The organism is Bacillus sp. AY3-1 (assembly GCF_008368785.1).
Taxonomy (GTDB): Bacteria; Bacillota; Bacilli; order Bacillales; family Bacillaceae_G; genus Bacillus_A; species Bacillus_A wiedmannii.
In genome coordinates this window covers 1-23,957 of record NZ_QORZ01000039.1, presented here as the reverse complement: position 1 = coordinate 23,957, position 23,957 = coordinate 1, and the positions used below count along the sequence as shown (strand labels likewise).

Here is a 23,957-nt window from a genome sequence, read left to right as displayed (position 1 = left end):
TGTACTCTCGTCAGTTATACGAGATAGTCGTTGAACGTTCATCTTATCCATTTTGACTTAGATGATTCGAGGCGGAAGACCCATTGTTCTAGTGTTTAGGATTTAACCTTGCACCATCTGATTGATTTTTTCTGCTTTCGCGACATTCACGCTCGCTATTTCTAGCCACGTTGTAGTTCAATCAGCTTTAGGGATTGCCCGCAGTTAACCCTCACTACTAGCCAATCACTTGACTAGCAGGGCTTACTGATATATTTAATTAACTTTGGTTATAATTTGTTAAATAAATCGTAACAGTTAGTTACCCTTTTTATTTTGTTTGAAAAAAGTGAGTCGGTAGTCATTTCGCTCCTAAGGAAATGTTGAGGAGAAGAGAAATAACTACCTACTCAAATGGTGGGCATATTCCTTCTGATTTTTCATATCTCGCGTAGTGTCCCCGAGGGAAGGAGGAGAGACGAAATACGCAAGATATACGTAAGGCGCTTCTTTCAAGATGAATGATGGAGTTTCATATTGAGAGAAGTTTTTATTTTTTGTTGCCTTTGTGAGTATATTATGAGGAAATGCTCAGAGGGTGTTTGTCCTGTTGAAAAAATGTTGAGAATTTCTCAACAGTAAAAAAGAATTAGCGTTGACATGAAACTAAAAGGTGTTATATTATCGAAGTGTAACCAAAAGGTGTTATATTTAATTACCGAATAAAGGAGAATGAAAATGGAACAACAAAATACATTAAATGATATTAAACAAACGATCGTTTTTAACGCGTCTATTCAAAAAGTATGGAATGTAGTATCAACTGCAGAAGGGATTGCGTCATGGTTTATGCCGAATGATTTTGCATTAGAGGTAGGACATGAATTTCATGTGCAATCACCATTTGGCCCATCCCCATGTAAAGTGTTAGAAATTGATGAACCAAACCATCTATCTTTCTCATGGGATACAGATGGCTGGGTCGTTTCATTTAATCTGAAAGACCTAGGAGATAATAAAACAGAATTTACGTTAATTCACGGCGGCTGGAAACATCCTGATGAAATTCTTCCGAAAGCGAATGCGAAGAGCTCTATTATTCGCGATAGAATGAGTGGCGGCTGGGTAGCGATTGTAAATGAAAAACTGAAAAAGGTTGTTGAAGGCTAAGTGTCTTCATCAGCAGCGAAATATGATGTATTTCAAGCAATTGCTGATCCAACCCGCCGAGAAGTAATACGGTTATTAAGTGATAAAGAGTTACCGATTTCCAAAATAACGGATCATTTTCCGATGAGTCGTACTGCGGTTGTAAAGCACCTTCATATTCTTTCGGAAGCGAATTTAGTAAGCGGAAGAAAAAGCGGAAGAGAGAAGATATATCGTTTGCATCCAGAACCATTAGAGGAATTACAACAGTGGCTCTCATATTATGAACGTTTTTGGGATAATAAATTATCTATGCTGAAACATATTGTGGAGAATGAAGAATAAAAAGAGGATGACCGAGATGGTCATCCTCTTTATTATTGCTCACTTGTTTGAGTAGCTGGTTTCAATAAAATCCAAGCGATAATTAGTGTAAATACTGCTAATACGAAAGTACTCATATAAATGACGTGTACACTTGATGCTAATGCCTCTTGCGATTCGGTTACTACGTTTGCTGTAGTTCCTCCGTGTCCGCCACCAGATACAAGATCAAGGTTTTGAATACCGCGTGCATGAATCATCGTATTAAAGATTGTGCCAAAGATTGCAGCACCTAACGTTTGGCTAAATGTATTAATAAATGTGTTTAAACCAACGGCTGTTCCGCGTGTATGAGCTGGTACGGCTGCTTGAATTGTTACCATGTAAATCGGTGTCACAAGCCCCATTCCTAATCCGAATAATCCGACTGCTACATAAATAAGGAACGATGGTGAATTTGTTGATAATGTAAATAATAAGAATGTAGCGACTGATAAAATGCTAGCTCCAAGTAAAATGATTTGTTTCGTTTTTAATTTGCCTACTAAGTTACCAGAGAAAATAGCGCCAAATGTCCACATAACAGGGATTGGCATTAAAATAAGTCCGGCTTCTGTCGCATTTTTTCCTAATACACCTTGGCTCCAAATTGGAAGGTACATTGTAATACTAATGATCATTGCGCCAGCAATGAGCGTTAATATGTTTATTGTAGATAATGTACGGTTAGAGAAAAGTGCTAGCGGAATTAATGGTTCCGGAGATTTTTTCTCGATGAATAAGAAAATAATGAATGAAACGACGGCGAAGATTAATAGGCCGATAATTGTTATGTCGCCCCAGTTTTGCTTACTGCTACCTGTTAATAATGCATATAGTAGAGCGATCGTACTTAATGAGAAGACTGTTGCACCAAGATAGTCGATATGGTGTTTAGCGGGCTTAATAGATTCTTTGTAGTAAATGGCGATCATTAAGCAAGCGATAATTCCAAATGGGACGTTTAAGAAGAAAATATAACGCCAAGATAGAGAATCAACTAAAAATCCACCGACTAACGGTCCGATAACACCCGATACACCCCAAACGGCACTCATCCAACCTTGTGCTTTCGCGCGGTCTCTCGCTTCGCTATATAAGTCTCCAATAATCGTCATTGTGATCGGCATAACAGCACCAGCACCTATACCTTGAAGAGCACGGAAGAAGATTAATTGTTCCATTGATGTAACGACTCCGCAAAGCGCAGAACCGATTAAGAAGATTGTAGCTCCGATGAGTAAAACTTTTTTACGGCCGAATAAATCAGCTAACTTTCCGTATATTGGAGTCGAAACAGCTGTTGCAAGCATATAAATTGCATATACCCAACTAACAAGTTCGACGCCTGACAAATCACTCGTTATACGAGGGATCGCTGTACTAACAATCGTTCCTTCTACCGCAGAAAGAAACGTCATTAGCATTAAAGACATCATGACTTTTTTTCTCATATTTTTTCCCCTTACCCTTTTTCAAATATTCAACAATATAAAATATAAAGGTACTAAGGTATATAAAGCAACAAAAAAGCAATGGGAAGTTAGGAGGAGCGTATATTTGTCGTTCCTTGTCGCTAAGTCGATATATTTAAGAAATCGCCGATATATGTTGTAGAAACGCTGATATATTCGAGGAATCGCCGATATAATTGTAGAAACGCTGATATAATTTCATATACCTATAAAAAAAGAAACAGGAAGCCCTGTTTCTTTTTTTAATATTGCATTTTTGCGTTTTCTCCAGCTGTTGTTCCGGCAATTCTACCAGTAACGAGAGCAGATGTAATATTATAGCCGCCAGTATAACCGTGAATATCAAGAACTTCTCCGCAGAAATATACGCCGTTCGTGAATTTAGAAGACATTTCTTTCGGGTTAATTTCTTTAACGGATACGCCGCCGCCAGTAACGAATGCTTTTTCAATTGACTGCGTACCATTTACATTCACAGTAAACTCTTTAAAGTCTTTCACAAGTGCACGAATTTTCTCGTGAGAAACTTGTCCAGCTTGTTCGCTGCCATCAATTTCATTCTTTTCTAATAAGAATAGGAAGTAACGTTCAGGAACATAACCTTTTAATACATTTTTAATCCCTTTTTTCGGATCTTCTTTCATTTGTTTCAGCATGCGCTGGAATAGTTGTTCACTATTTTCTTCTGGCAATGCATCGATACTCATTTGAATCGTATTCGTTTTAAACTTTTTCAGTGCTTTCACGACGAATTGGCTACAACGAAGAGCGGCAGGACCAGATAGGCCGAAATGAGTGAAGAGCATGTCCATTTTGTGAGAAATGATAGCTTTTCCTTTCGGGTTTAATACGCTTAAGTTAACATCGCGTAAAGCAAGACCTTGTAAGGAGCGATCACGAATAAATGGTTCGTTTGAAAGGATTGGTACTTCTGTTGGGAATAGCTCTGTAATTGTATGCCCAGCTTTTTCAGCCCAAGCGTATCCGTCTCCAGTAGAGCCAGTTTGAGGAACGGATTTTCCGCCAACAGCGATAACGACATGATTCGTTTCTAACACTTCGCCAGTTTGCAGTACGACTGCTTTCGTTTGACCGTTCTCATATTCAATTGTTTCAACGGGTGTATTCGTACGGATTTTTACACCTAAGTCTTTTAATCGTGTTAAAAGTGCGTCTACTACTGATTGTGCTTTATTTGATACAGGGAACATGCGACCATGATCTTCTTCTTTTAGTTGCACGCCAAGCTTTTCGAAGAATGTAATAATATCTTCATTATTGAAAATAGAAAAAGCGCTGTATAAGAAGCGGCCATTTCCTGGTATATGTTTAACGATCTCATCAAGTGGTAGACGGTTCGTTACGTTACAACGACCACCACCAGAAATCGCAAGTTTACGCCCTAGTTTATTTCCTTTATCAAGAAGTAAGACACTTGCGCCTTCTTCTGCAGCACCGATTGCAGCCATTAGCCCAGAAGGCCCGCCGCCGATGACAATAACATCATAATGCATAATATATCGACCTCATTTTCTACATTTCCTGCCTAAAAGAATAGCATGTTTTCCCTTAAAAGAAAAATAGAGTGGAGTACTGCTTAAGGAGAGAATTGTGGTACAATACAAAAGTTAGAGTTCAGCACTATCCTGCTATTTGTGGGCAATAAGACAAAAACCTTAAGATGTAAGAGAAATAAAAAGGGAATTTGGTAGCCCGTAAATGCTCGAATAGTTCAACTAATAATCAGTGGGGAAGAACACCCACACTGATTAAAGTTTCACTTTATGTAGATGTAGGAGGATTTTTGTATGTCCGATTCGAAATTTCTGCGCGGAACGCTTATTGTTACGTTAGGGACATTTTTAGTAAAGTTCTTAGGCATGATTTACGTCTTTCCGTTTCATGCATTAGTAGGTACAGAAGGCGGAACGCTCTATACATATGGATACATTCCATATACGATCTTTTTAAGTATTGCAACGGCAGGGGTGCCGCTTGCTGTTTCCAAATTTGTTTCCAAATATAATGCGCTTGGCGATTATAAAACGAGCCGGAGAATGTTCCGTTCGGGAATGGTTATGATGATAGTAACAGGAGTTCTTTCGTTCCTAGTTCTATACATGACAGCGCCACTGTTTGCAGAAGCAATGCTTGGTAAACAAAGTATACACAGTAATGTAGAAGAAGTTACGACGATTATTCGTCTTGTAAGTTTTGCACTTATTGTTGTACCAGCAGCGAGTTTAATTCGTGGTTATTTCCAAGGTCACCAATCGATGGGACCGACTACTGTTTCGCAAATTATTGAACAAATTATTCGTATCGTCTTTTTATTAGTGGGTAGTTTTATCGTTATTAAAGTACTTGGCGGTACAGTTGCAACAGCAGTTGGGGTAGCGACATTTGCTGCGTTCGTTTCAGCAGTTGGAGCGCTCGGTGTACTCATTTGGTACTGGTTAAAACGTAAAAAACATTTGGATCAATATTTAATTGAACAAACTGTACCAGAATCGACAGTGAGTACGGTTCAATTATTTAAAGAATTATTTGCATATGCGATTCCTTACGTTGTAATTGGGTTAACAATTCCTTTATATCAACAAATTGATACATTGACATTTAACTCAATTATGCAAGCGATTGGCCAAGGTGATATCGCAGAGCGAGCGCTTGGTATTTTCACAATGTGGACGCATAAATTAATTATGATTCCTGTATCGCTTGCAACAGCGTTTAGTTTAACGCTTGTACCAGCGATTACAAAATCATTTACTGAAAAACAATACCGCTATTTAAAGTTACAAATTACACAAACATTCCAGGCAAATATGTTCTTAACATTGCCAGCAGTTGTCGGTATTTCAACACTTGCATATCCAATTTATACTGCGTTCTATGACTCAGATCCACTAGGTGGACAAGTATTAATGTGGTATGCACCGGTTGCGTTGTTATTCGCTTTATTTACAGTAACAGCAGCAATTCTGCAAGGAATCAATCAACAAAAACATGCGATTGTCGCGCTTATTATGGGTGTTATTTTGAAATTCGTATGTAACGTAATCTTTATTCGTTATTTCGGTACAGTTGGAGCGATTTTAGCAACTGCAGTCGGATTCTTAGCTTCCGTATGGTATACGAATCGACAAATCAAAAAACATGTACACTATTCATTTGGTGTTGTATATAAGAGAACTTTCCAAATTGCAGTATTAACACTTGTAATGGTCATTGCTGTAAAGTTATCACAATGGACTCTGTCCTTCATGATCTCACCTGATGGCCGAATGGGTGCTCTTATTACAGTTGTGGTTTGTGCAGGTATTGGTGGTCTTGTGTATGGATTGTTAGCAATTCGCACAGGAGTACTTGAACGAGTATTTGGCGGAGAAGCGTTAGAGAAAATCCAACGTAAACTTGGCAATAGATTCAAAATAAAGTTGAAATCAAAAGGGGCGTAATTACGTCCCCTTTTCTATGATAAACAAAGAAGGTGAAAAACGTGAGATTAGATAAATTATTAGCAAATATGGGATATGGAAGTAGAAAAGAAGTAAAGAAATTATTGAAAGACGGCGTTGTGAAAATTGATGGAACGCCAGTGAAAGATGCGAAGGTTCATGTAAATGTAGAAGAGCAAGAAGTTATGATTCACGGAGAAGTTGTGGAATATAAAGAGTTTGTTTATTTAATGTTGCATAAACCACAAGGCGTTATTTCAGCGACAGAAGATGATAATCATGAAACGGTAATAGATTTATTAGAGTTAGAAGACGCAATCTTTGATCCGTTCCCAGTTGGACGACTTGATATTGATACGGAAGGTTTCTTATTGATAACAAATGACGGGAAGTTATCACATCAATTGTTATCTCCGAAAAAGCATGTGCCGAAAAAATATTATGCACACGTTGCAGGAGTAGTAACAGAAGAGGATGTAAAAGAGTTTGCTAAAGGTGTTATTTTAGATGATGGCTATGAAACAAAGCCAGGTGCACTTACAATATTAAAAAGCGATGAGATTTCTGAAATCGAGCTTGTAATTACAGAAGGAAAGTTCCATCAAGTGAAGCGTATGTTTGAAGCGGTAGGGAAAAAAGTAGTCTACCTAAAGAGAACAGAGATGGGACCATTAGTATTAGATGAAGAGCTAGAACTTGGACAATACCGAGAGCTATCAGATGAAGAAGTAGAAATGTTAAAAACATATCAAGTAGATACGGAGAAATAGTGCTGTTTTTGGCGCAGAAAAGACCCCTTTCTAACGAGTTAGAAAGGGGTATGTATTTATTTACATACAATTATTTGTTCATTATGAGGTCATTCTCACTTTCTTTCCTGTTGTTGTCCACTTACCGCGGCAAGGGCTATACACGAGTTCATTAAACTGCAACACATTTAGATCACGTTGTATCGTTCGCGGTGTGATCCCGAACTCATCTACAAGGTCTTTCGTCGTTACCGTTCCGTTTTCATTGATGTACATATAAATTGATTTAATGCGTGTTAGCATACGAGTAGTTGTAGGTTTCAAGAGAAAACCACTCCTCTACTAGTTTTTTTGACCCCATTCAGGAAAGAAGGTCGTTACTACCATTGTACTCTACATGATAAAATTCATGCTTTAATCTACTTAAATTTTACAGAAATTTAACAAATATTCATATAGAAAAATATTGGTAGTTGACATTGTATATATGGTCAGTCAACTAACACATAAAATTCTACGTAAAACGCCAAATTCCTGCAAATTTTTTTAGAAAAATAAAAGAAAAACTAATAAGAAATATCTGAAATATTACAATTGTTAGGTATTTAAGTTTCGTATATGGCATAAGAGATTTCGGTTTGTTATGATGAAAGAAACAATATAGTGAAGGATGGATGCGTGATGTCAGCGATTAATTGGACAGAAGAAGTTGCAAAACGAAAAGATGATTTAATTTGTGATACACAACAATTTTTACAAATTAAAAGTGTATGGGAAGAAGAATCAGCGAAAGAGGGCGCACCATTCGGTGAAGGTGTAGAAAAAGCTTTATCTTTCATGTTACATAAAGGAGAAACTGAAGGTTTTGCTTCTAAAAATTTAGAAGGGTATGCAGGTCATCTTGAAATGGGACAAGGAGAAGAGTTAGTAGGTATTCTTTGTCACGTTGATGTTGTGCCAGAAGGAGATGGCTGGACGACTCCGGCATATAGTGCAGATATTCGCGATGGAAAGATTTTTGCACGTGGTGCAATTGACGATAAAGGCCCAACGATGGCAGCTTATTATGCGATGAAAATTGTGAAAGAATTAGGTTTGCCTCTTTCAAAACGCGTTCGCATGATTTTAGGAACAGATGAGGAAAGCAATTGGAAATGTGTAGATCACTACTTTAAAAACGAAGAAATGCCAACAATCGGTTTTGCGCCAGACGCAGATTTTCCAATTATTAATGCAGAAAAAGGAATTTCTGATATACAAGTTGTGCAAAGTGGTAGTGAAGAAAAGAAAGGTACATATGAACTTGTTTCATTTGAATCAGGTCGCCGTTTAAATATGGTTCCTGATTTTGCAGAAGCGATTATTACAGGAGAAGATGTAAATGCACTTACAGTAGCATATGAAGAGTATTTACAAACTGCTAAAAAAATAGGTGAAGCAATTGTAGAAGGTAATACGGTGACGTTGCAAATCAAAGGGATTTCAGCTCACGGATCTACTCCAGAGAAGGGTGAGAATGCAGGTTTATTACTGGCAAACTTCTTAACTACAGTTGCTCTTGATGGAAAAGGGTCTTCATTTGCATCCTTTGTAACAGAAACATTTAAAGGAGATATTTTAGGAGAGAAAGCTGGTATTTCTTATAAAGACGATATTAGCGGACCGTTAACTGTGAATGTTGGTCGCCTTTCTTATACGAAAGAGAATGGTGGTAATTTAGGATTAAATGTACGTTACCCGGTTACGACTAACTTTGACGAAATGATTGCCAAGTTAAAAGAATACGTTGGTAATCATGGATTTAAAGTGGCGGATTATTCAAACTCTCGCCCACATCATGTTGATAAAGACCACGTGTTAATTCGTACGTTGCAGCGCGTATATGAAGAACAAACAGGAGAAAAAGCCGAACTATTAGCAATCGGCGGCGGTACTTACGCTCGTTCATTGAAAGCTGGCGTTGCGTTTGGTCCGTTGTTCCCTGGAAAAGAAGAACTTGCGCATCAAAAAGACGAGTACATTGAAATTGAAGACTTATTAAAAGCAACAGCAATTTACGCGCAAGCAATTCATGAATTAGCGAAGTAATGGATATATAAATAAGAAGAGGCCGTCCCAATACATATTTTGGGACGGTTTTCTGTTACGTAGCGTTTGTTGTTAAGTCGATATCCCTTGTCGAGATATTGATATAATTTCATTTATCCCGCATTAACGGGCAGTAAGACCCCCACTTTAAAATTTAGCGAAAGCGAAGAAGTTAGGTGGGGATCAACTGCCCGTAAAAGCCCGATTGGTGAGGGCTGATAATCAGTAGGGGATGGACAAAACCCCACTGATTAAAGTTTCAATTTATTAACGCGACCCTAACTTGGTTAGACTTGTAGGGAAGTTTGATTCTATTTAATTGAATGAGATAAGAAAGAAAAGCAACAATAGAAAGAAGGAGAAGATGTACATGGAGCCGCATTATTTTGTCGCGATTACGTTACCAAATCATATAAAAGAAGTGCTGTCTAACTATAAAGAGGAAATGAAAGAGAAATTGCCATTTCGCTCGTGGGTACATAAAGAAGATTATCATATTACCCTTTCATTTTTAGGTAGTGCGACAGAGGAACAATTAGAAGGAATAAAGAAGGGATTACAAACACTTACAGAAATGAAAGAACTATCGTTCACATTGCAAGGATTTTCAACGTTCGGTATGGAAGATAGACCGCGTATTTTTTGGGCGAAGGTAAGTGAGAATTACGATTTGTTTCAATTACAAAAGCAAGTACACGTTATTTGTGAAGGGAATGGATTGTCTTTAGAAACGCGCCCGTATCATCCGCATATTACTGTTGCTCGTAAATGGGTAGGAGAAGAGAAGTTTGATTTAGAACATATAAAGGAAGTGCCTGAAATATCATTTCAAGCGGATACGATTACTTTATACGAATCTCATGTGAAGGAGACACCGAAGTATAAAGCGATTGCTGAAATAAAATTACAAAAATAGAATGTATGAAAACGTTTTTTATACAGGTGAATATACTATAGAGAATAATGTGTTACTGTATAGAGCCTTGCTGATAAGAAAAGCCTTATCATTTGCAGCTCGTTTCATTTAATTTTAAGAATGATGGTGATTTTTTTATGTTGAAAGTAAAACGTCCATTTGATGCCTATTTAGATGAAATGAATAAAATTACAATTTTGCTCCCACACGCGTATGGAACAAGCCGGACATTTCGTTTGCAAGAAGGAAGTAATGTGAAAGATTTACCGATTTCTCATACAATTGCGCTTCCGGATGCAACGAAGTATGAGTGCTTTATAGAAGAGCCGCTAGATGTGGGGAAGTATTATACAGTACGAGATGAACGGAATGAAGAAACAGATTTACAAATAGGTGCTGTCATAAGAACAGCGATTTTCGATGAAAAGTATTACTACGAAGGTACAGATTTAGGAGCCGTGTATCAAAAAGAAGCAACGACATTTAAAGTATGGGCTCCAACTGCGAGGCTTGCGAAAGTAAGGATTTATAAAAGTGATAAAGAATATACCGATCATGAAATGCATAGAGGAGAAAATGGGGTTTGGACTCATACATTACAAGGCGATTTAGCCGGAGCAAAGTATACATTTCTTGTTTGTATTAATTTAATATGGAATGAAGCTGTGGATCCTTACGCAAAGTCAGTGACTGTAAATGGGACGTACGGCGTTGTTATCGATTTGGAAAAGACAAATGTAACAAGACGAGAGCAATTACCACCATTACAGGCAATGACAGATGCCATATTGTATGAACTGCATATTCGTGATGCTACTATTCATCAGGGCAGCGGAGTGAGTAGAAAAGGAACATATAAGGGGTTAATGGAAGAAGGAACAACAGGGCGGAATGGGACGTTAACAGGCTTGTCTCATATAAAAGATTTGGGTGTTACACATGTTGAATTATTGCCTTTATATTGTTTCGGTGGTGTAGATGAGGCGAATCCTTCCGCTGCATATAATTGGGGTTACAATCCATTATATTACAATGCGCCAACGGGATATTATGCTACAGACCTCTCTGATCCGTATAACAGGATAGTAGAGTGTAAGCAACTGATTGAAACATTTCATGAGCACGGTATTAGAGTGATTGTAGATGTTGTATATAATCATGTGTATGAAAGAGAGCTATCATCATTTGAAAAGCTTGTCCCAGGATATTATTTTCGTCATGGTGAAGATGGCATGCCTTCTAATGGGACGGGAGTCGGGAATGATATAGCATCTGAACGGAAAATGATGAGGAAATTCATTGTAGAGTCTATTTTATATTGGCTTACTGAATACAATGTTGATGGATTCCGATTCGACTTAATGGGAATTTTAGATGTCGATACAATGAATATAATAGAAAAAGAAGTGCGAAACATAAAGCGAGATGCATTGTTATTAGGAGAAGGGTGGGAGCTACAAACACCACTTCCTCTAGAGGAAAAAGCAACGTTAAATAATGCAAAGAAAATGCCGCATATTGCGCAATTTAATGATCAATTTCGTGATGGGATAAAAGGGAGTACCTTTCATATAAATAAACGTGGTTTTGCATTTGGTGGGCATGTAGACTGTAATCATTTGCAGTATATAGCATCGGGAAGTCTTTTGAGTATGAAAGAAACAGGTCTGTTTCTAGAGCCTGTGCAAAGCATTAACTATGTAGAATGTCATGACAATATGACGATGTGGGATAAACTAATGCGCAGTAATGAAGAGCCAGAAGAGATTTTGAAAAAACGTCACCTTCTAGCGAGCGCAATGGTGATTCTTTCGCAAGGTATTCCTTTCTTACATGCTGGGCAAGAGTTTTATCGTACGAAGCAAGGAAATGAAAATAGTTATAATGCAAATGATGAAATTAATCAATTAGATTGGGATCAAAAAGAGAACGAGATAGAGACCGTTAACTATATAAAAGGTTTAATTGCGATTCGTAAAGAGCACGGAGCATTCCGATTACAAAACGCAGACCTTATAAAAAAGCACATGACTTTTTTGCAAACCTCTCCAGAAGTACTTGCATATCACCTAGGGCATGCAGAATCGTTTGGACTGTGGAAAGAGATTGTAGTTTTATTTAATAGCGGTTTAGAAGCTAAAACGGTGCAACTTCCGAAAGAAGAAACGTGGCATGTGTTAGTAAACGAAAAGCAAGCGAAAATAGAGCCAATTTCTTCATTTAGAGGAAAGGAACTTCAGCTGGCTCCGATTAGCACGTATATATTGACGATAATGTGACAAATCGCTACTTGACGATGAGAATGTAATAAATGTAGAATTGACAAAGGTGACGATTTTGATAAGTTGTCATTCTATGACTGGTTTTGTAAAATAAAATAGAGAGTTTTTGGCTTATGCCAAGTTTTCTTTTCATTTACAGTAAAATATATGAATCCACAACATGTGTAGAAATGTTGCGGTTTTTCTTTTCATAACTATAAAAGATAAGGATTTGTTAACGGGTAATGAATATGGAATGGTTGGAACAATTATTAGGAAAAGAGTGGAGTCTTGTACCGGCTGGTGGAGTAACGGGCGATGCGTATATTGCGCAAAACGGACAACAGAAGTTATTTTTAAAGCGGAATACATCGCCCTTTTTAGCGGTATTGTCAGCAGAAGGAATTGTTCCAAAATTACTTTGGACAAGAAGGGTAACGAACGGTGATGTAATTTCTGCTCAAAAATGGCTTCCGGGACAGAAGCTAGAGCCAGAGGATATGAAACTAGAACGTGTTGCGAAACTTTTGAAGAAAATACACTCCTCTAAAGCGCTTGTACAGATGATTCAAAGACTTGGGAAGCAACCGCTTCACGCACAAGAGTTATTACAACAACTGCAACTTGTTTTAAGAGGAGATATAAGGGATGATGAAACAATTCAGCAAGGCCTTCAATATTTAATGGATTCATTAAAAGATATTGAATACAATGAATTCGTTGTATGCCATTGTGATGTGAACCATAACAACTGGCTATTGTCGGATGAAGATGAGTTGTTTTTAATTGATTGGGATGGAGCTGTAATTGCTGACCCAGCTCTAGACCTTGGTATGTTATTATATTGGTACATTCCGCGCCACGAATGGAGCGAGTGGCTCGAATATTATGATATTGAAATGGATGAATCGCTGCTTAGGCGTATGAGATGGTATGTAATAGCACAAACGATTTTGTCTATGCAATGGCACACAACAAAAAAACAGCAAGCAGAAGCTGAATATTGGCATCAATATTTACAGCAACTACTTGCTTCAGAGTAATACTTAAGAAAAATTGTCCATTCCAGCAATCCACTGAGTAAGTTGTTCTTGATTATTGGAAATGTGGTTGTCCAAATTAGAGGAAGATTTACCCGATTGACTATAAGAATATACATCGTTTAGCATTGCTTTAGCGTCACTACTTATACTATCGTTTGCGAGTAACGATTGAATGAGACGCTCTAATTGCTCGCATTCAGAAACTGTCCCGCAACAATCACTTTGGTGATTGACTAAAATATCTTTCAGCACTTCTAATTGATGTTGTTGATTAATTGGCATGAACGGATCATCCTTTCGATTGTTTTTCTCTTCAAATGTACGAGAAAAAGCTGTTTCGTCATGGAATGTTTAATGCTGTATGTAGTTTTTATCAAAATGGTACATCTTATACTTGAAAGAAACGGACCGAGTGCTCGTACGTACTTGGTTTTTTGTTTGGGAGATTGATTAAAACAGAGAGAAGGAATTATTCCTTTAAAATAGCTATGTAAAGAGAGGGAGACATCTATGCGTTTAAGACATAAACCATATGCAATGGATCGAATTAATGAGTATTCACATATCGTAATCGGAAACCCAGAGGAGCGCGCTGGTAACTGGAAAGAAGTATTTGGAAATGAACAACCAATTCATATCGAAGTAGGTACAGGTCGTGGCCGCTTTATGTATGATATGGCAAAAGCAAATCCACATATTAATTATATTGGAATTGAAAAATTCACAAGTGTTGTTGTAGATGCACTTGATAAATTAATTGAAGAAGAAGTACCGAACTTAAAGTTAATTAATAAAGATGCTGAAGATTTAACAGTTTTCTTTGCAAAAGGTGAGATTGACCGCGTTTATTTAAACTTCTCAGATCCATGGCCGAAGAATCGTCATACGAAGCGTCGTTTAACGTATAAAACATTTTTACGCAATTATGAAGAAGTGTTAGTAGAAGGCGGAGAAATTCATTTCAAAACAGATAACCAAGGTTTATTTGAATACTCTCTAATGAGTATGGCTGAGTATGGTATGTTATTAACTTACCTGAGCCTAGATCTTCATAATAGTGATTATGAAGGAAACATTATGACAGAATACGAAGAGAAATTCTCAAGTAAAGGTCATCGTATTTACCGAGTTGAAGCAAAATATCGCACAGAGCCTATGCAGTAATGCATAGGTTTTTTTGTAACTAAAATAATCGGAATTTTATGTTAATATTAAAAAGAAAGGGGGATGAAAAATGGAACAGTTACAAATTGGAGATATAAAAGTGACGTGGCTAAAAGGCGGGAACACACATTTAGATGGAGGAGCAATGTTTGGTGTTGTACCGAAAGTGCTTTGGTCACGTAAATATAAACATAATGATACAAATCATATTTATTTACGAACAGATCCGTTACTTTTGCAAACGAAAGACGGTAATATGCTCATTGATTCCGGAATAGGAAACGGTAAATTGAATGAGAAGATGAAGCGAAATCAAGGTGTAACAGAAGAGTCATCGGTTTATAAATCATTAGAAAAACTAGATTTAAAACCTGAAGATATTCAGTACGTCTTAATGACACACCTGCATTTTGATCATGCATCTGGTTTAACGAAATGGGAAGGTGATCACCTTGTACCATCGTTTCCGAATGCAAAAGTTTACGTAAGCGAAACGGAATGGAATGAAATGAGGAATCCAAATATCAGGTCACGCAATACATATTGGAAGGAAAATTGGGAGCCGATTGTAGATCAAGTTGTTACATTCCAGCAAGAAATAGAAATTACGGATGAAATAAAAATGGCGCATACAGGTGGTCATAGTGATGGACATGCAGTTATTGCTTTAGAAAGCAAAGGTGAAACGATGCTTCATTTAGCAGACCTATTGCCGACGCACGCACATCAAAATGTACTATGGGTAATGGCATACGATGATTATCCAATGACATCAATTGAAAATAAGCAAAAGTGGATGGAGTACGGCGCTGAAAAAGGAGCATGGTTTACTTTTTATCATGACGCATATTACCGTGCAGTAAAATGGAATGAGGAAGGGCATATTGTAGAAAAAATAGAGCGGAAAACGAGTGTAGAAGCATAAAAAAGGGGAGGTTGTTCCAGCAGTCTGTTGGAGCAGTCTCCTTTTCGTTTTTTGTCGGTAAGTCGATATATTCGGAAAATCGCCCATATAATTTCAATTACTATCCACAATTAAAAAATAAGAGGTTCACCTAATGGGAACCCTCCTTTTTATGCTGCTATAACCTCTAAAACAGTACCTGTTTTAGCATCAACTAAAAATTCAAATCGTTCTTGTATATCATCTAACATCGTTGTAAGACCGCCACGATAAACTTCGTATGCGACATCATATTTTTCAAATGTCTCTGGAACCATATGTACCCAAGAGCCAGTAATTTCACCTTTATGACTTAATGCTTGTTTCACCATTTTCAATGCTTTTTCTGAAGAAATATGGGATTGTTCTTGTACTTTGTTTGCAACAAGATAACCAGCTGCGAACCCAACGCCAAGACCTGCTACTAAACCTTTCCAGCTCATATATTCACCTCAATTCTATAAAATAAAAATAGTGTACCAATAATAATTATAAAGCAAATACAGCTAAAAAAGAAGAAACTAGAAACATTTCGAAAATTTCGTTACAATAAAAGAGGTATTCTACTAAGGTTTGAAAGAAGGGGACTTCGTGAATAAAGAGACATTACAATTATTTCGTACGTTAACAGAATTACAAGGTGCATCAGGTTTCGAACATGATGTACGCCGTTTTATGAAGCAAGAATTAAGCAAATATGCGGATGAAATTGTGCAAGACGGTTTAGGTAGCGTATTTGGTCTGAAAAAAGGGGACGAAACTGGCCCACGTGTTCTTGTAGCAGGTCACATGGATGAAGTAGGTTTCATGGTTACGCAAATTACGAAAAACGGGATGCTTCGTTTTCAAACGTTAGGCGGCTGGTGGAGTCAAGTGTTATTAGCGCAACGTGTACAAGTTATGACGAAGAATGGTCCTGTTATTGGGGTTGTTGGTTCTATTCCTCCTCATTTATTAAGTGACGCGCAACGTGCAAAACCGATGGATATAAAAAATATGTTAATTGATATAGGTGCAGATAGCTACGAAGATGCGATTGAGATTGGTGTAAAACCAGGACAACAAATCGTGCCAATCTGTCCGTTTACGCCGATGGCAAATGAAAAGAAAATTATGGCGAAAGCTTGGGACAACCGTTACGGATGTGGCCTTGCAATCGAATTATTAAAAGAATTAAAAGACGAAACATTACCAAACACATTATACTCTGGTGCGACTGTACAAGAAGAAGTTGGTCTTCGCGGTGCACAAACTGCTGCAAATATGATTCAACCAGACATTTTCTATGCGCTTGATGCAAGTCCAGCAAACGATGCATCTGGTGATAAAACGCAGTTCGGTCAATTAGGAAAAGGTGCCCTTCTTCGTATTTACGATCGTACGATGGTAACGCATAGAGGAATGCGCGAATTCATTTTAGATACAGCAGAAACACACAACATTCCGTATCAATACTTTATTTCACAAGGTGGTACAGATGCAGGCCGTGTACATACAAGTAACTCAGGTATCCCATCAGCAGTAATTGGTGTTTGCGCACGTTACATTCATACACATGCTTCTATTTTACATGTTGATGATTATGCGGCAGCAAAAGAACTCATTACGAAGCTTGTAAGAGCAACGGATAAAACGACGTTAGAGACAATTAAGAATAACGCGTAGGAGAAGAAGGGCGAAAAACCCTTCTTTTTTTAGGTTGAATAGATGAACCAGCGGTGTGTGGTGGCGGTTAGTGCTTAATAGGTGCTCGAATGGTGTATTAAGACCGCGGGTAGGAAGAAAGAAGAAGCCTGTTTTTTTTGTTTAGGACCAATAATATTGCGGAAAGCCATCTTCTTTTATAGGTAGAAGGGATTCCACTGTGGTGTGTGATAGTGGTTGGTACTTAATTTGTGCCGAAGCGGATATTGGATGGAACAAAATGATAAATTTTTATAGAGGTGAACGAAATGAAAGTAGTAGTTGGATCGAAGAATAAAACGAAAGTTGGTGCTGTGGAGAAGGTTTGGAAAGATGTTACAATTACATCTCTTTCTGTTCCTTCAGGGGTAGCAAACCAGCCGTTTACAGATGAAGAGACGATGCAAGGAGCGGTTAATAGAGCGAAGCGAGCGCTACAAGAAGGAGAAGCTCAAATTGGTATTGGATTAGAAGGTGGCGTAATGAAAACGGAGCACGGTTTATTTATGTGTAACTGGGGCGCGCTAGCAACAAGTACCGGTAAAACATTCGTTGCAGGCGGTGCACGTATTAAGTTACCAGATGATTTTTTAGTACCTCTTGAAGATGGCAAGGAGTTAAGTGAAGTGATGGAAGAGTTTGTACAGAGAAAAGATATTCGTAGTCACGAAGGTGCTATCGGTATTTTTACAGATGATTATGTCGACCGCACGGAATTATTTGTACACGTTGTTAAGTTACTTGTTGGGCAATATAAGTATGACGAAAAGCAAGCATAAACCTTGCACCATGCGCGATGTATGGTAGTATAAAAGAAAGATTATAACATGAAAAAATGCACTCGTTAGAGGAGGAAATATAGATGAAATCATTAGAAAGCATGGAGCAATTCCAACAATTGAAAAATGAAGAGAATGTAGTCTTTATGTTCTCAGCAGAATGGTGCCCAGACTGCCGTTTTGTAGACCCGTTTATGCCAGAAGTAGAAGAGAAATATAGTGATTTCTCATTTTACTATGTAGATCGTGATGAGTTTATTGATCTATGCGTAAAATTAGACGTATTTGGCATTCCGAGCTTTGTAGCGTACAATAAGGGTGAAGAAACAGGTCGCTATGTAAACAAAGATCGTAAAACACAAGAACAAATCGAAGAGTTCATTGAAGGTTTAAAATAAGGCAATTTGCCAATTGAATTGTAAAACAACCTCTACCTTCGCGGGGGAGGTTATTTTTTTGGAAGGGAGGAAAAAGAGATGAAGATGACAAGTAAAAAGATGAAAGACGAGTTAATGAAGAAATTATCTCGCCCAGAATGGGACTTTCAGTATGATAGCGAGAAAGAAGTTCTACGTATAGAACAAAAAGACTCGAAAAAAGGTATTAACGTATCGCTTCCAGGAGTTGTGGCAAAATGGGAAGTGAACAAAGAAAAAGCAATTGAAGAGGTTGCTTATTACGTACAAGAAGCGTTAATTGCGATGCATAAAGAAGAAAATAGCGCAGCGAAAATTTTACCTGTTATTCGCTCTACTTCTTTCCCGAAACAAGCAGAAGAAGGAAATCCGTTTATTATGACGGATCATACGGCGGAAACACGTATTTACTACGCGTTAGATTCGAATAAAACGTATCGACTCATTGATGAGCGTCTATTACAAAAATTAGAACTTACAGAGCAACAAGTGCGTGAAATGGCATTATTCAACGCTCGCTCATTAGGTTATGAATTTAAACAAGAAACAGTAGCAGGGAATACATTCTACTTTTTAAACACAAATGATGGGTATGATGCGACGCGTATTTTAAACGAATCGCTACTACAATCGATGCGTGAAAAGATTTCTGGTGACATGGTTGTTGCTGTTCCTCACCAAGATGTATTAATTATTGCTGATATCGTCAACGAAATCGGTTATGATATTATTGCACAAATGACAATGAAATTTTTTGCCGAAGGGCATGTTCCGATTACATCACTTTCATTCGTATATGAAGATGGAGACTTCGAGCCAATCTTTATTTTAGCGAAGAATCGGAAGAAGACAGATGGAAAAGAGAAAGGATGAACGAAGTGAACGTTTTTTACAACCTTGAAGGAATTGGTGACACTCTAATTGTTGCCTTACAAGATATTACTTTAGAGAACCGTACTTTTGATCGCAAAGGAGATGTTGCACGCGTATACGATCGTGAAAGCAATGTAACAGCAGGATTTAACATCTTTAATGCGTCTTCTTACTTAGAAGTAAAAGAAACAGGTAACTTAACATTAACGAAAGAATTTGTAGAAAAAATCAACGGAATTTTAGCGAAGAACGGCTTTGAAGAAACAGTAGAAGCAGATCTTTCTCCAAAATTTGTTGTAGGCTATGTAGCTGAAAAAGAGAAGCATCCAAATGCTGATAAGTTAAACATTTGTAAAGTAGAAATCGGTACAGAAACATTACAAATCGTATGTGGCGCACCGAACGTTGATGCAGGACAAAAAGTTGTCGTTGCAAAAATTGGCGCTGTAATGCCAAGCGGTATGCTAATTAAACCAGCTGAACTTCGCGGTGTTCCTTCTTCTGGAATGATTTGCTCGGCACGTGAATTAGAGCTTCCAGATGCTCCACAAGAAAAAGGTATTCTTGTATTAGAAGATAGCTTTGAAGTTGGACAAGAGTTCAAATTTTAATTGATGTAAGAAAAGAGAGGTTGTCCTTTTGGACAGCCTCTCTTTTCTGTTGAATCATTGATATATTGCGAGTTGTGACAGATATATTCAAAAAATCGTTCATAATATAAGGATGTCACCTTTTTTCTCAAAAACTATATTGTATTTTATAAACAAACTAGTTAAAATTCAGAAAAATAGAAGGGGATAGACGTATGAAAAAACAACTAAAAATCGCAGAACTTCTGAAACGAATTGAAACTTCAAAACAGCAAGATATCGAACTAGGTTCCTATGAAATATATTTGTTTAGCGAAAATGAATTAGAAAAAGGACAAATCGGTTATCGATATGATAAACATAAAAATTCATTATTAAGTGAAGAAAGTGGAAAATGGAAAGAGGAATGGATTGTTATCGGATATGAAACAGATATGGGGGATCCTGTTTTCGTAAATGTAGTTGATGATGCTTATCTAGTTTATACTGCAGAGCGTGGTACAGAAACGTGGCAACCCGTTCATATTGGAAATATGGATGAGATTATAAAACAATTATAAGAAAAACTTTGAGACCGGTGCAAAGTGATGGGAGAAAAGTATGAAGTATATAAAGATAATGAGTATGATTGCATTCATTGGAATATATATGGGAGGTTGTTCGCAAGAAGAGCCGAAAAAAGAAGTAACATCTTCTATGCAGGAAAAAAACAAAGATAACAAGGAAGACGCACCAGTAGAAAAGCAGCAAGAAGAACAAGAAAAGAAAGAAGAACCGCAAGCGGTTCAAACGAATGAGCAAGTGGAGCAGAAGGAAGTGCTGGCTGAAGAAAAGAAAGAGGAAGCTACGCCAGTGCAGCCAGCTGAGCAACCGCTGCAAAATAATGAACAAAAAGTAGAGAGTAATGAAAAACAAGGAAAGTTTCTTGTTGTTATTGATCCGGGGCATCAACAAAAAGCAAATTTAAATTTGGAGCCGATCGGGCCAGGAGCAACGACGCAAAAATATAAAGTGACAGATGGTACAACTGGTGTTGTGACGAAAAAAAGAGAGGCTGTTCTTGTATTAGAAATGGCTTCCGTATTAAAAGAAAAGTTAGAAGAAAAGGGAATACAAGTATTAATGACGAGAACGTCACAAGATGTGGATATAAGTAATAAAGAACGCGCGACATTTGCGAATGATCATAAGGCGAATTTATTTTTACGTCTTCATGCAGATGGTTCTGAAAATCCGAATCAAAGTGGATTTGCAGTATTGACGCCGGCAGAAGGAAGTCCGTACACGAAAGAGATTTATGCTGAAAGTCTTCAAATCTCTCAAACGATTGTAAATAAAATGAGAGAGAATCATCAAGTGAAAGTAAATGGAATTAAATTCAGGGATGACCTTTCTGGATTTAATTGGGCAAAGGTTCCTGGCGTACTATTAGAACTTGGATTTATGTCAAATCCTGAAGAAGATAAGAAATTATCTGACCCACAGTATGTAAATTCTTTATTGCAAAGTGTAACGGATAGTGTAGAGGAATATCGGAAGAGCAAAGCTTAAACGCAGTCTTACATGTAAGGCTGCGTTTTTCCATATGAAAACACTCGTAAATTAGAATATTATGGATAAATATGACATGCTTAATTTTACCTGCACTTTTTGCCGAATGCTGATACAATAAAGGATGTTACTATTTAGTAGAAAGAGTGGTAAGCATGTTAGATTGGATGAAAAAGCTGTTTAACAAAGAGGAAGAACAAACAGCGATAAATAAAGAAGTACCAAAGCAAATCGAAAGTCAGTCGAAAATTCCTCGTGTAAACCACTATACTGAAGCAAGAGAAGCACAAATGGCAAGTAGGAATGCAGGTAAATGCCGTTTTCCATTAGTACCGGATAATGGGTTCGATGAAGAGGATGTTATAGCAACAGGGCATTTTGAAGAACAACCTGTTCAAGTTGTAACATATGAAAATCAGCCTACTCAAAGAGGAATCAAAGTGGAAAGAAGTAGACGACAGTATGTGGAACAGGTAGTTTCTACATATGAAGAGCCGGAAGTACAATATGAACCGGAGCGAGAGCCTGTCGTAAAAAAGGCATCTGCACCTTCGCAAGAAAGTAACCGTAGACCATTTCGTCCAACAGAAATGATTTCGCCAATTTACGGATATAATCGTCCTTCTGTAGAGAAAAAGGTAGAAAAGCAGGAGGAAGAAAAGGAAAGAGAAGACCTTGAAATATCTGTAGAGGGCAAATCAGTCGTTGATGCATGGTTAGAGAAAAAAGGATATACATTATCTGATTTCTCAGAAGGACAAGCAACGAATTCTTCCAGTCATGAAGGCGTTGATCAGCGAGATCAACAAAGTAAAAAGGAAGAAAAGTCAGTTGTCGATCAATGGCTAGAGAAAAACGGTTATGAAATTGAACGCCAAGAGCCTATAGTAGAAAAAGAAGTGGTTCAAGAAATTAGTGCACAGCAGGCAGTTCCAGCGGGTGAAGTACCTCATCAAACAATTGCTGAGCGTATGGAAGATGCTAAGCAAGAAAGTGATGTAGTGGCCAAAAACATTCTACAAACAGAATTAGTAGATTCTAAAGTAGAGCACGAGGATACAATATTATCAGAAGAAACTAAACGCAATACAGAAATAGAACAACCTACTATTGAAGTAGAAAAGCAAGCTCCAGAAGAATCAGTGATTGTCAAAGCAGAAGAAAAACTTGAAGAAACAATCGTCGTGGAAATACAAGAAGAAGTGGAAGCAATTGCAGAAGCGGAAGCACCAGAAGAAGTGGAAGTAATTACGGAAACAGAAGCACCAGAAGAAGCGGAAGTAATTGCAGAAGCGGAAGCACCAGAAGAAGTGGAAGTAATTGCGGAAACAGAAGAGTCAGGAGACGGAAAAGTAAGAAGAAGTGGAAGTAATTGCGGAAACAGAAGCAAAGTGGAAGTAATTGCGGAAACAGAAGAGTCAGAAGAAGCGGAAGTAATTGCAGAAACAGAAGAGTCAGAAGAAGTGGAAGTAATTGCAGAAACAGAAGAGTCAGAAGAAGTGGAAGTAATTGCAGAAACAGAAGAATCAGAAGAAGTGGAAGTAATTGCGGAAGCAGAAGCGCCAGAAGAAGCAGAACCTGTAGCACTTGAGGAAACACAGCAAGAAATGGTTTTAAATGAAGCAATTGAACAAACGAATGAATTCATACATGTTGCAGAGGCTGAAGAACAAGCGAAGAAAGATGTTCAAAGCTTTGCGGATGTTTTAATTGCAGAAGAACAACAAGTTGTAGAAGAAGCACGGATTGCGGAAGAGCAACGAGTTGTAGAGGAAGCACTGATTGCAGAAGAACAACAAGTTGTAGAAGAAGCACGGATTGCGGAAGAGCAACGAGTTGTAGAGGAAGCACCAGTTGCAGAAGAAGCACTGATTGCAGAAGAACAACAAGTTGTAGAAGAAGCACGGATTGCGGAAGAACAACGAGCTGTAGAAGAAGCACGGATTGCAGAAGAACGACAAGTTGTAGAGGAAACACCGGTCTCAGAAGAGCAACCCATTGTACAAAAAGAAGAACCAAAACGTCAGAAAAAGCGCCATGTCCCATTTAATGTTGTTATGTTGAAACAAGACAGAACGCGATTAATGGAAAGACATGCGGCTAGAGTAAATGCAATGCAACCTTCTATGAGTGAACGAGTAGAGAATAAGCCTGTCCAACAAGTAGAAGAAACACCAGTGCCACAAGTGGAAGAAAAGCCAGTGCAGCAAGTAGTAGTGGAACCACAAGTGGAAGAAAGACCAATGCAACAAGTGGCAGTAGAACCACAAGTGGAAGAGAAACCAATACAGCAAGTGGTAGTAGAACCACAAGTGGAAGAAAGACCAATGCAACAAGTGGCAGTAGAACCACAAGTGGAAGAGAAACCAATACAGCAAGTAGTGGTAGAATCACGAGTGGAAGAGAAACCAATGCAGCAAGTAGTGGTAGAATCACGAGTGGAAGAGAAACCAATGCAGCAAGTAGTGGTAGAA

Annotated in this window: 22 protein-coding genes and 1 pseudogene; 18 read left to right on the top strand and 5 right to left on the bottom strand. The window is 37.9% G+C overall.

Annotation, left to right across the window (positions count from 1 at the left end):
• The first annotated feature begins 717 nt into the window (after positions 1-717).
• Positions 718-1,149, top strand: a complete 432-nt coding sequence (locus DN389_RS27875) for an SRPBCC family protein (RefSeq protein ID WP_000437758.1) — start codon at positions 718-720, stop codon at positions 1,147-1,149.
• Positions 1,150-1,473, top strand: a complete 324-nt coding sequence (locus DN389_RS27870) for an ArsR/SmtB family transcription factor (RefSeq protein WP_000098837.1) — start codon at positions 1,150-1,152, stop codon at positions 1,471-1,473.
• 32 nt (positions 1,474-1,505) lie between these two features.
• Here DN389_RS27870 and DN389_RS27865 read toward each other — a convergent pair whose 3' ends face one another.
• Together DN389_RS27865 and DN389_RS27860 are read right to left on the bottom strand one after the other, a co-directional pair.
• Positions 1,506-2,945, bottom strand: coding sequence for an MDR family MFS transporter (locus DN389_RS27865; RefSeq protein WP_001228003.1), 1,440 nt, complete (start codon positions 2,943-2,945; stop codon positions 1,506-1,508).
• Between the two features lie 263 nt (positions 2,946-3,208).
• A complete protein-coding gene (locus DN389_RS27860) occupies positions 3,209-4,480 on the bottom strand; it encodes a BaiN/RdsA family NAD(P)/FAD-dependent oxidoreductase (RefSeq protein WP_000558876.1) in 1,272 nt (423 codons plus the stop codon).
• Between the two features lie 294 nt (positions 4,481-4,774).
• On the opposite strand from DN389_RS27860, the gene DN389_RS27855 reads away from it, so the two are divergent.
• Both DN389_RS27855 and DN389_RS27850 read left to right on the top strand, forming a co-directional pair.
• On the top strand, positions 4,775-6,427 hold the full coding sequence (locus DN389_RS27855; RefSeq protein WP_098189536.1) for a putative polysaccharide biosynthesis protein: 1,653 nt from the start codon (positions 4,775-4,777) through the stop codon (positions 6,425-6,427).
• 41 nt (positions 6,428-6,468) lie between these two features.
• Positions 6,469-7,197: a pseudouridine synthase gene (locus DN389_RS27850; RefSeq protein ID WP_001234944.1), complete on the top strand. Its 729-nt coding sequence runs from the start codon at positions 6,469-6,471 to the stop codon at positions 7,195-7,197.
• Positions 7,198-7,278: 81 nt separating this feature from the next.
• On the opposite strand, the gene DN389_RS27845 is transcribed toward DN389_RS27850, so the two are convergent.
• On the bottom strand, positions 7,279-7,500 hold the full coding sequence (locus tag DN389_RS27845) for a DeoR family transcriptional regulator (protein WP_000805512.1): 222 nt from the start codon (positions 7,498-7,500) through the stop codon (positions 7,279-7,281).
• A 357-nt stretch (positions 7,501-7,857) separates the two neighbouring features.
• Between DN389_RS27845 and pepV the strand changes: the two genes are divergently transcribed.
• The 4 genes from pepV (at position 7,858) to DN389_RS27825 (ending at position 13,484) form a co-directional block, all read left to right on the top strand.
• On the top strand, positions 7,858-9,264 hold the full coding sequence (gene pepV, locus DN389_RS27840) for a dipeptidase PepV (protein ID WP_098189537.1): 1,407 nt from the start codon (positions 7,858-7,860) through the stop codon (positions 9,262-9,264).
• A gap of 370 nt (positions 9,265-9,634) precedes the next feature.
• Positions 9,635-10,180 (top strand): RNA 2',3'-cyclic phosphodiesterase, encoded by a 546-nt coding sequence (gene thpR / locus DN389_RS27835; protein WP_088123543.1) that lies wholly within the window; start codon positions 9,635-9,637, stop codon positions 10,178-10,180.
• Between the two features lie 137 nt (positions 10,181-10,317).
• Complete coding sequence (gene pulA, locus DN389_RS27830; RefSeq protein WP_098230846.1) at positions 10,318-12,459, top strand: type I pullulanase; 2,142 nt, start codon at positions 10,318-10,320, stop codon at positions 12,457-12,459.
• A 227-nt stretch (positions 12,460-12,686) separates the two neighbouring features.
• Positions 12,687-13,484 (top strand): phosphotransferase family protein, encoded by a 798-nt coding sequence (locus DN389_RS27825; RefSeq protein WP_002096266.1) that lies wholly within the window; start codon positions 12,687-12,689, stop codon positions 13,482-13,484.
• Between the two features lie 3 nt (positions 13,485-13,487).
• Here the strand turns inward: DN389_RS27825 and DN389_RS27820 are convergent, their stop codons facing one another.
• Positions 13,488-13,766: a YtzH-like family protein gene (locus tag DN389_RS27820; RefSeq protein WP_001122236.1), complete on the bottom strand. Its 279-nt coding sequence runs from the start codon at positions 13,764-13,766 to the stop codon at positions 13,488-13,490.
• Positions 13,767-13,994: 228 nt separating this feature from the next.
• Here DN389_RS27820 and trmB point away from each other — a divergent pair, with 228 nt between their 5' ends.
• Positions 13,995-14,648: a tRNA (guanosine(46)-N7)-methyltransferase TrmB gene (trmB, locus tag DN389_RS27815; protein WP_001239384.1), complete on the top strand. Its 654-nt coding sequence runs from the start codon at positions 13,995-13,997 to the stop codon at positions 14,646-14,648.
• A 70-nt stretch (positions 14,649-14,718) separates the two neighbouring features.
• Complete coding sequence (locus DN389_RS27810; protein ID WP_060486701.1) at positions 14,719-15,573, top strand: YtnP family quorum-quenching lactonase; 855 nt, start codon at positions 14,719-14,721, stop codon at positions 15,571-15,573.
• 149 nt (positions 15,574-15,722) lie between these two features.
• On the opposite strand, the gene DN389_RS27805 is transcribed toward DN389_RS27810, so the two are convergent.
• Complete coding sequence (locus DN389_RS27805; RefSeq protein ID WP_000118541.1) at positions 15,723-16,034, bottom strand: PepSY domain-containing protein; 312 nt, start codon at positions 16,032-16,034, stop codon at positions 15,723-15,725.
• A gap of 148 nt (positions 16,035-16,182) precedes the next feature.
• Between DN389_RS27805 and DN389_RS27800 the strand changes: the two genes are divergently transcribed.
• The 8 genes and pseudogenes from DN389_RS27800 to DN389_RS27765 form a co-directional block, all read left to right on the top strand.
• Positions 16,183-17,256 (top strand): M42 family metallopeptidase, encoded by a 1,074-nt coding sequence (locus DN389_RS27800; protein ID WP_001031515.1) that lies wholly within the window; start codon positions 16,183-16,185, stop codon positions 17,254-17,256.
• Between the two features lie 287 nt (positions 17,257-17,543).
• Positions 17,544-18,053 (top strand): DUF84 family protein, encoded by a 510-nt coding sequence (locus DN389_RS27795; protein ID WP_149237830.1) that lies wholly within the window; start codon positions 17,544-17,546, stop codon positions 18,051-18,053.
• An 83-nt stretch (positions 18,054-18,136) separates the two neighbouring features.
• Entirely contained in the window at positions 18,137-18,451 is a 315-nt protein-coding gene (locus tag DN389_RS27790) for a thioredoxin family protein (RefSeq protein ID WP_000838193.1), read from the top strand.
• Between the two features lie 78 nt (positions 18,452-18,529).
• On the top strand, positions 18,530-19,342 hold the full coding sequence (locus DN389_RS27785; protein ID WP_000784602.1) for a DUF1444 domain-containing protein: 813 nt from the start codon (positions 18,530-18,532) through the stop codon (positions 19,340-19,342).
• Positions 19,339-19,953, top strand: coding sequence for a YtpR family tRNA-binding protein (gene ytpR, locus DN389_RS27780; RefSeq protein WP_001006767.1), 615 nt, complete (start codon positions 19,339-19,341; stop codon positions 19,951-19,953). Before DN389_RS27785 ends, ytpR begins: the two co-directional genes overlap by 4 nt.
• 194 nt (positions 19,954-20,147) lie before the next feature.
• On the top strand, positions 20,148-20,492 hold the full coding sequence (locus DN389_RS27775; protein ID WP_000744398.1) for a hypothetical protein: 345 nt from the start codon (positions 20,148-20,150) through the stop codon (positions 20,490-20,492).
• Between the two features lie 40 nt (positions 20,493-20,532).
• Positions 20,533-21,483 carry an N-acetylmuramoyl-L-alanine amidase gene (locus DN389_RS27770; RefSeq protein WP_097856814.1) on the top strand — a complete coding sequence of 317 codons (951 nt, stop codon included), beginning with the start codon at positions 20,533-20,535 and terminating at the stop codon, positions 21,481-21,483.
• 155 nt (positions 21,484-21,638) lie between these two features.
• Positions 21,639-23,957 (top strand): annotated as a pseudogene (locus tag DN389_RS27765) (DNA translocase FtsK); the annotation flags it as partial.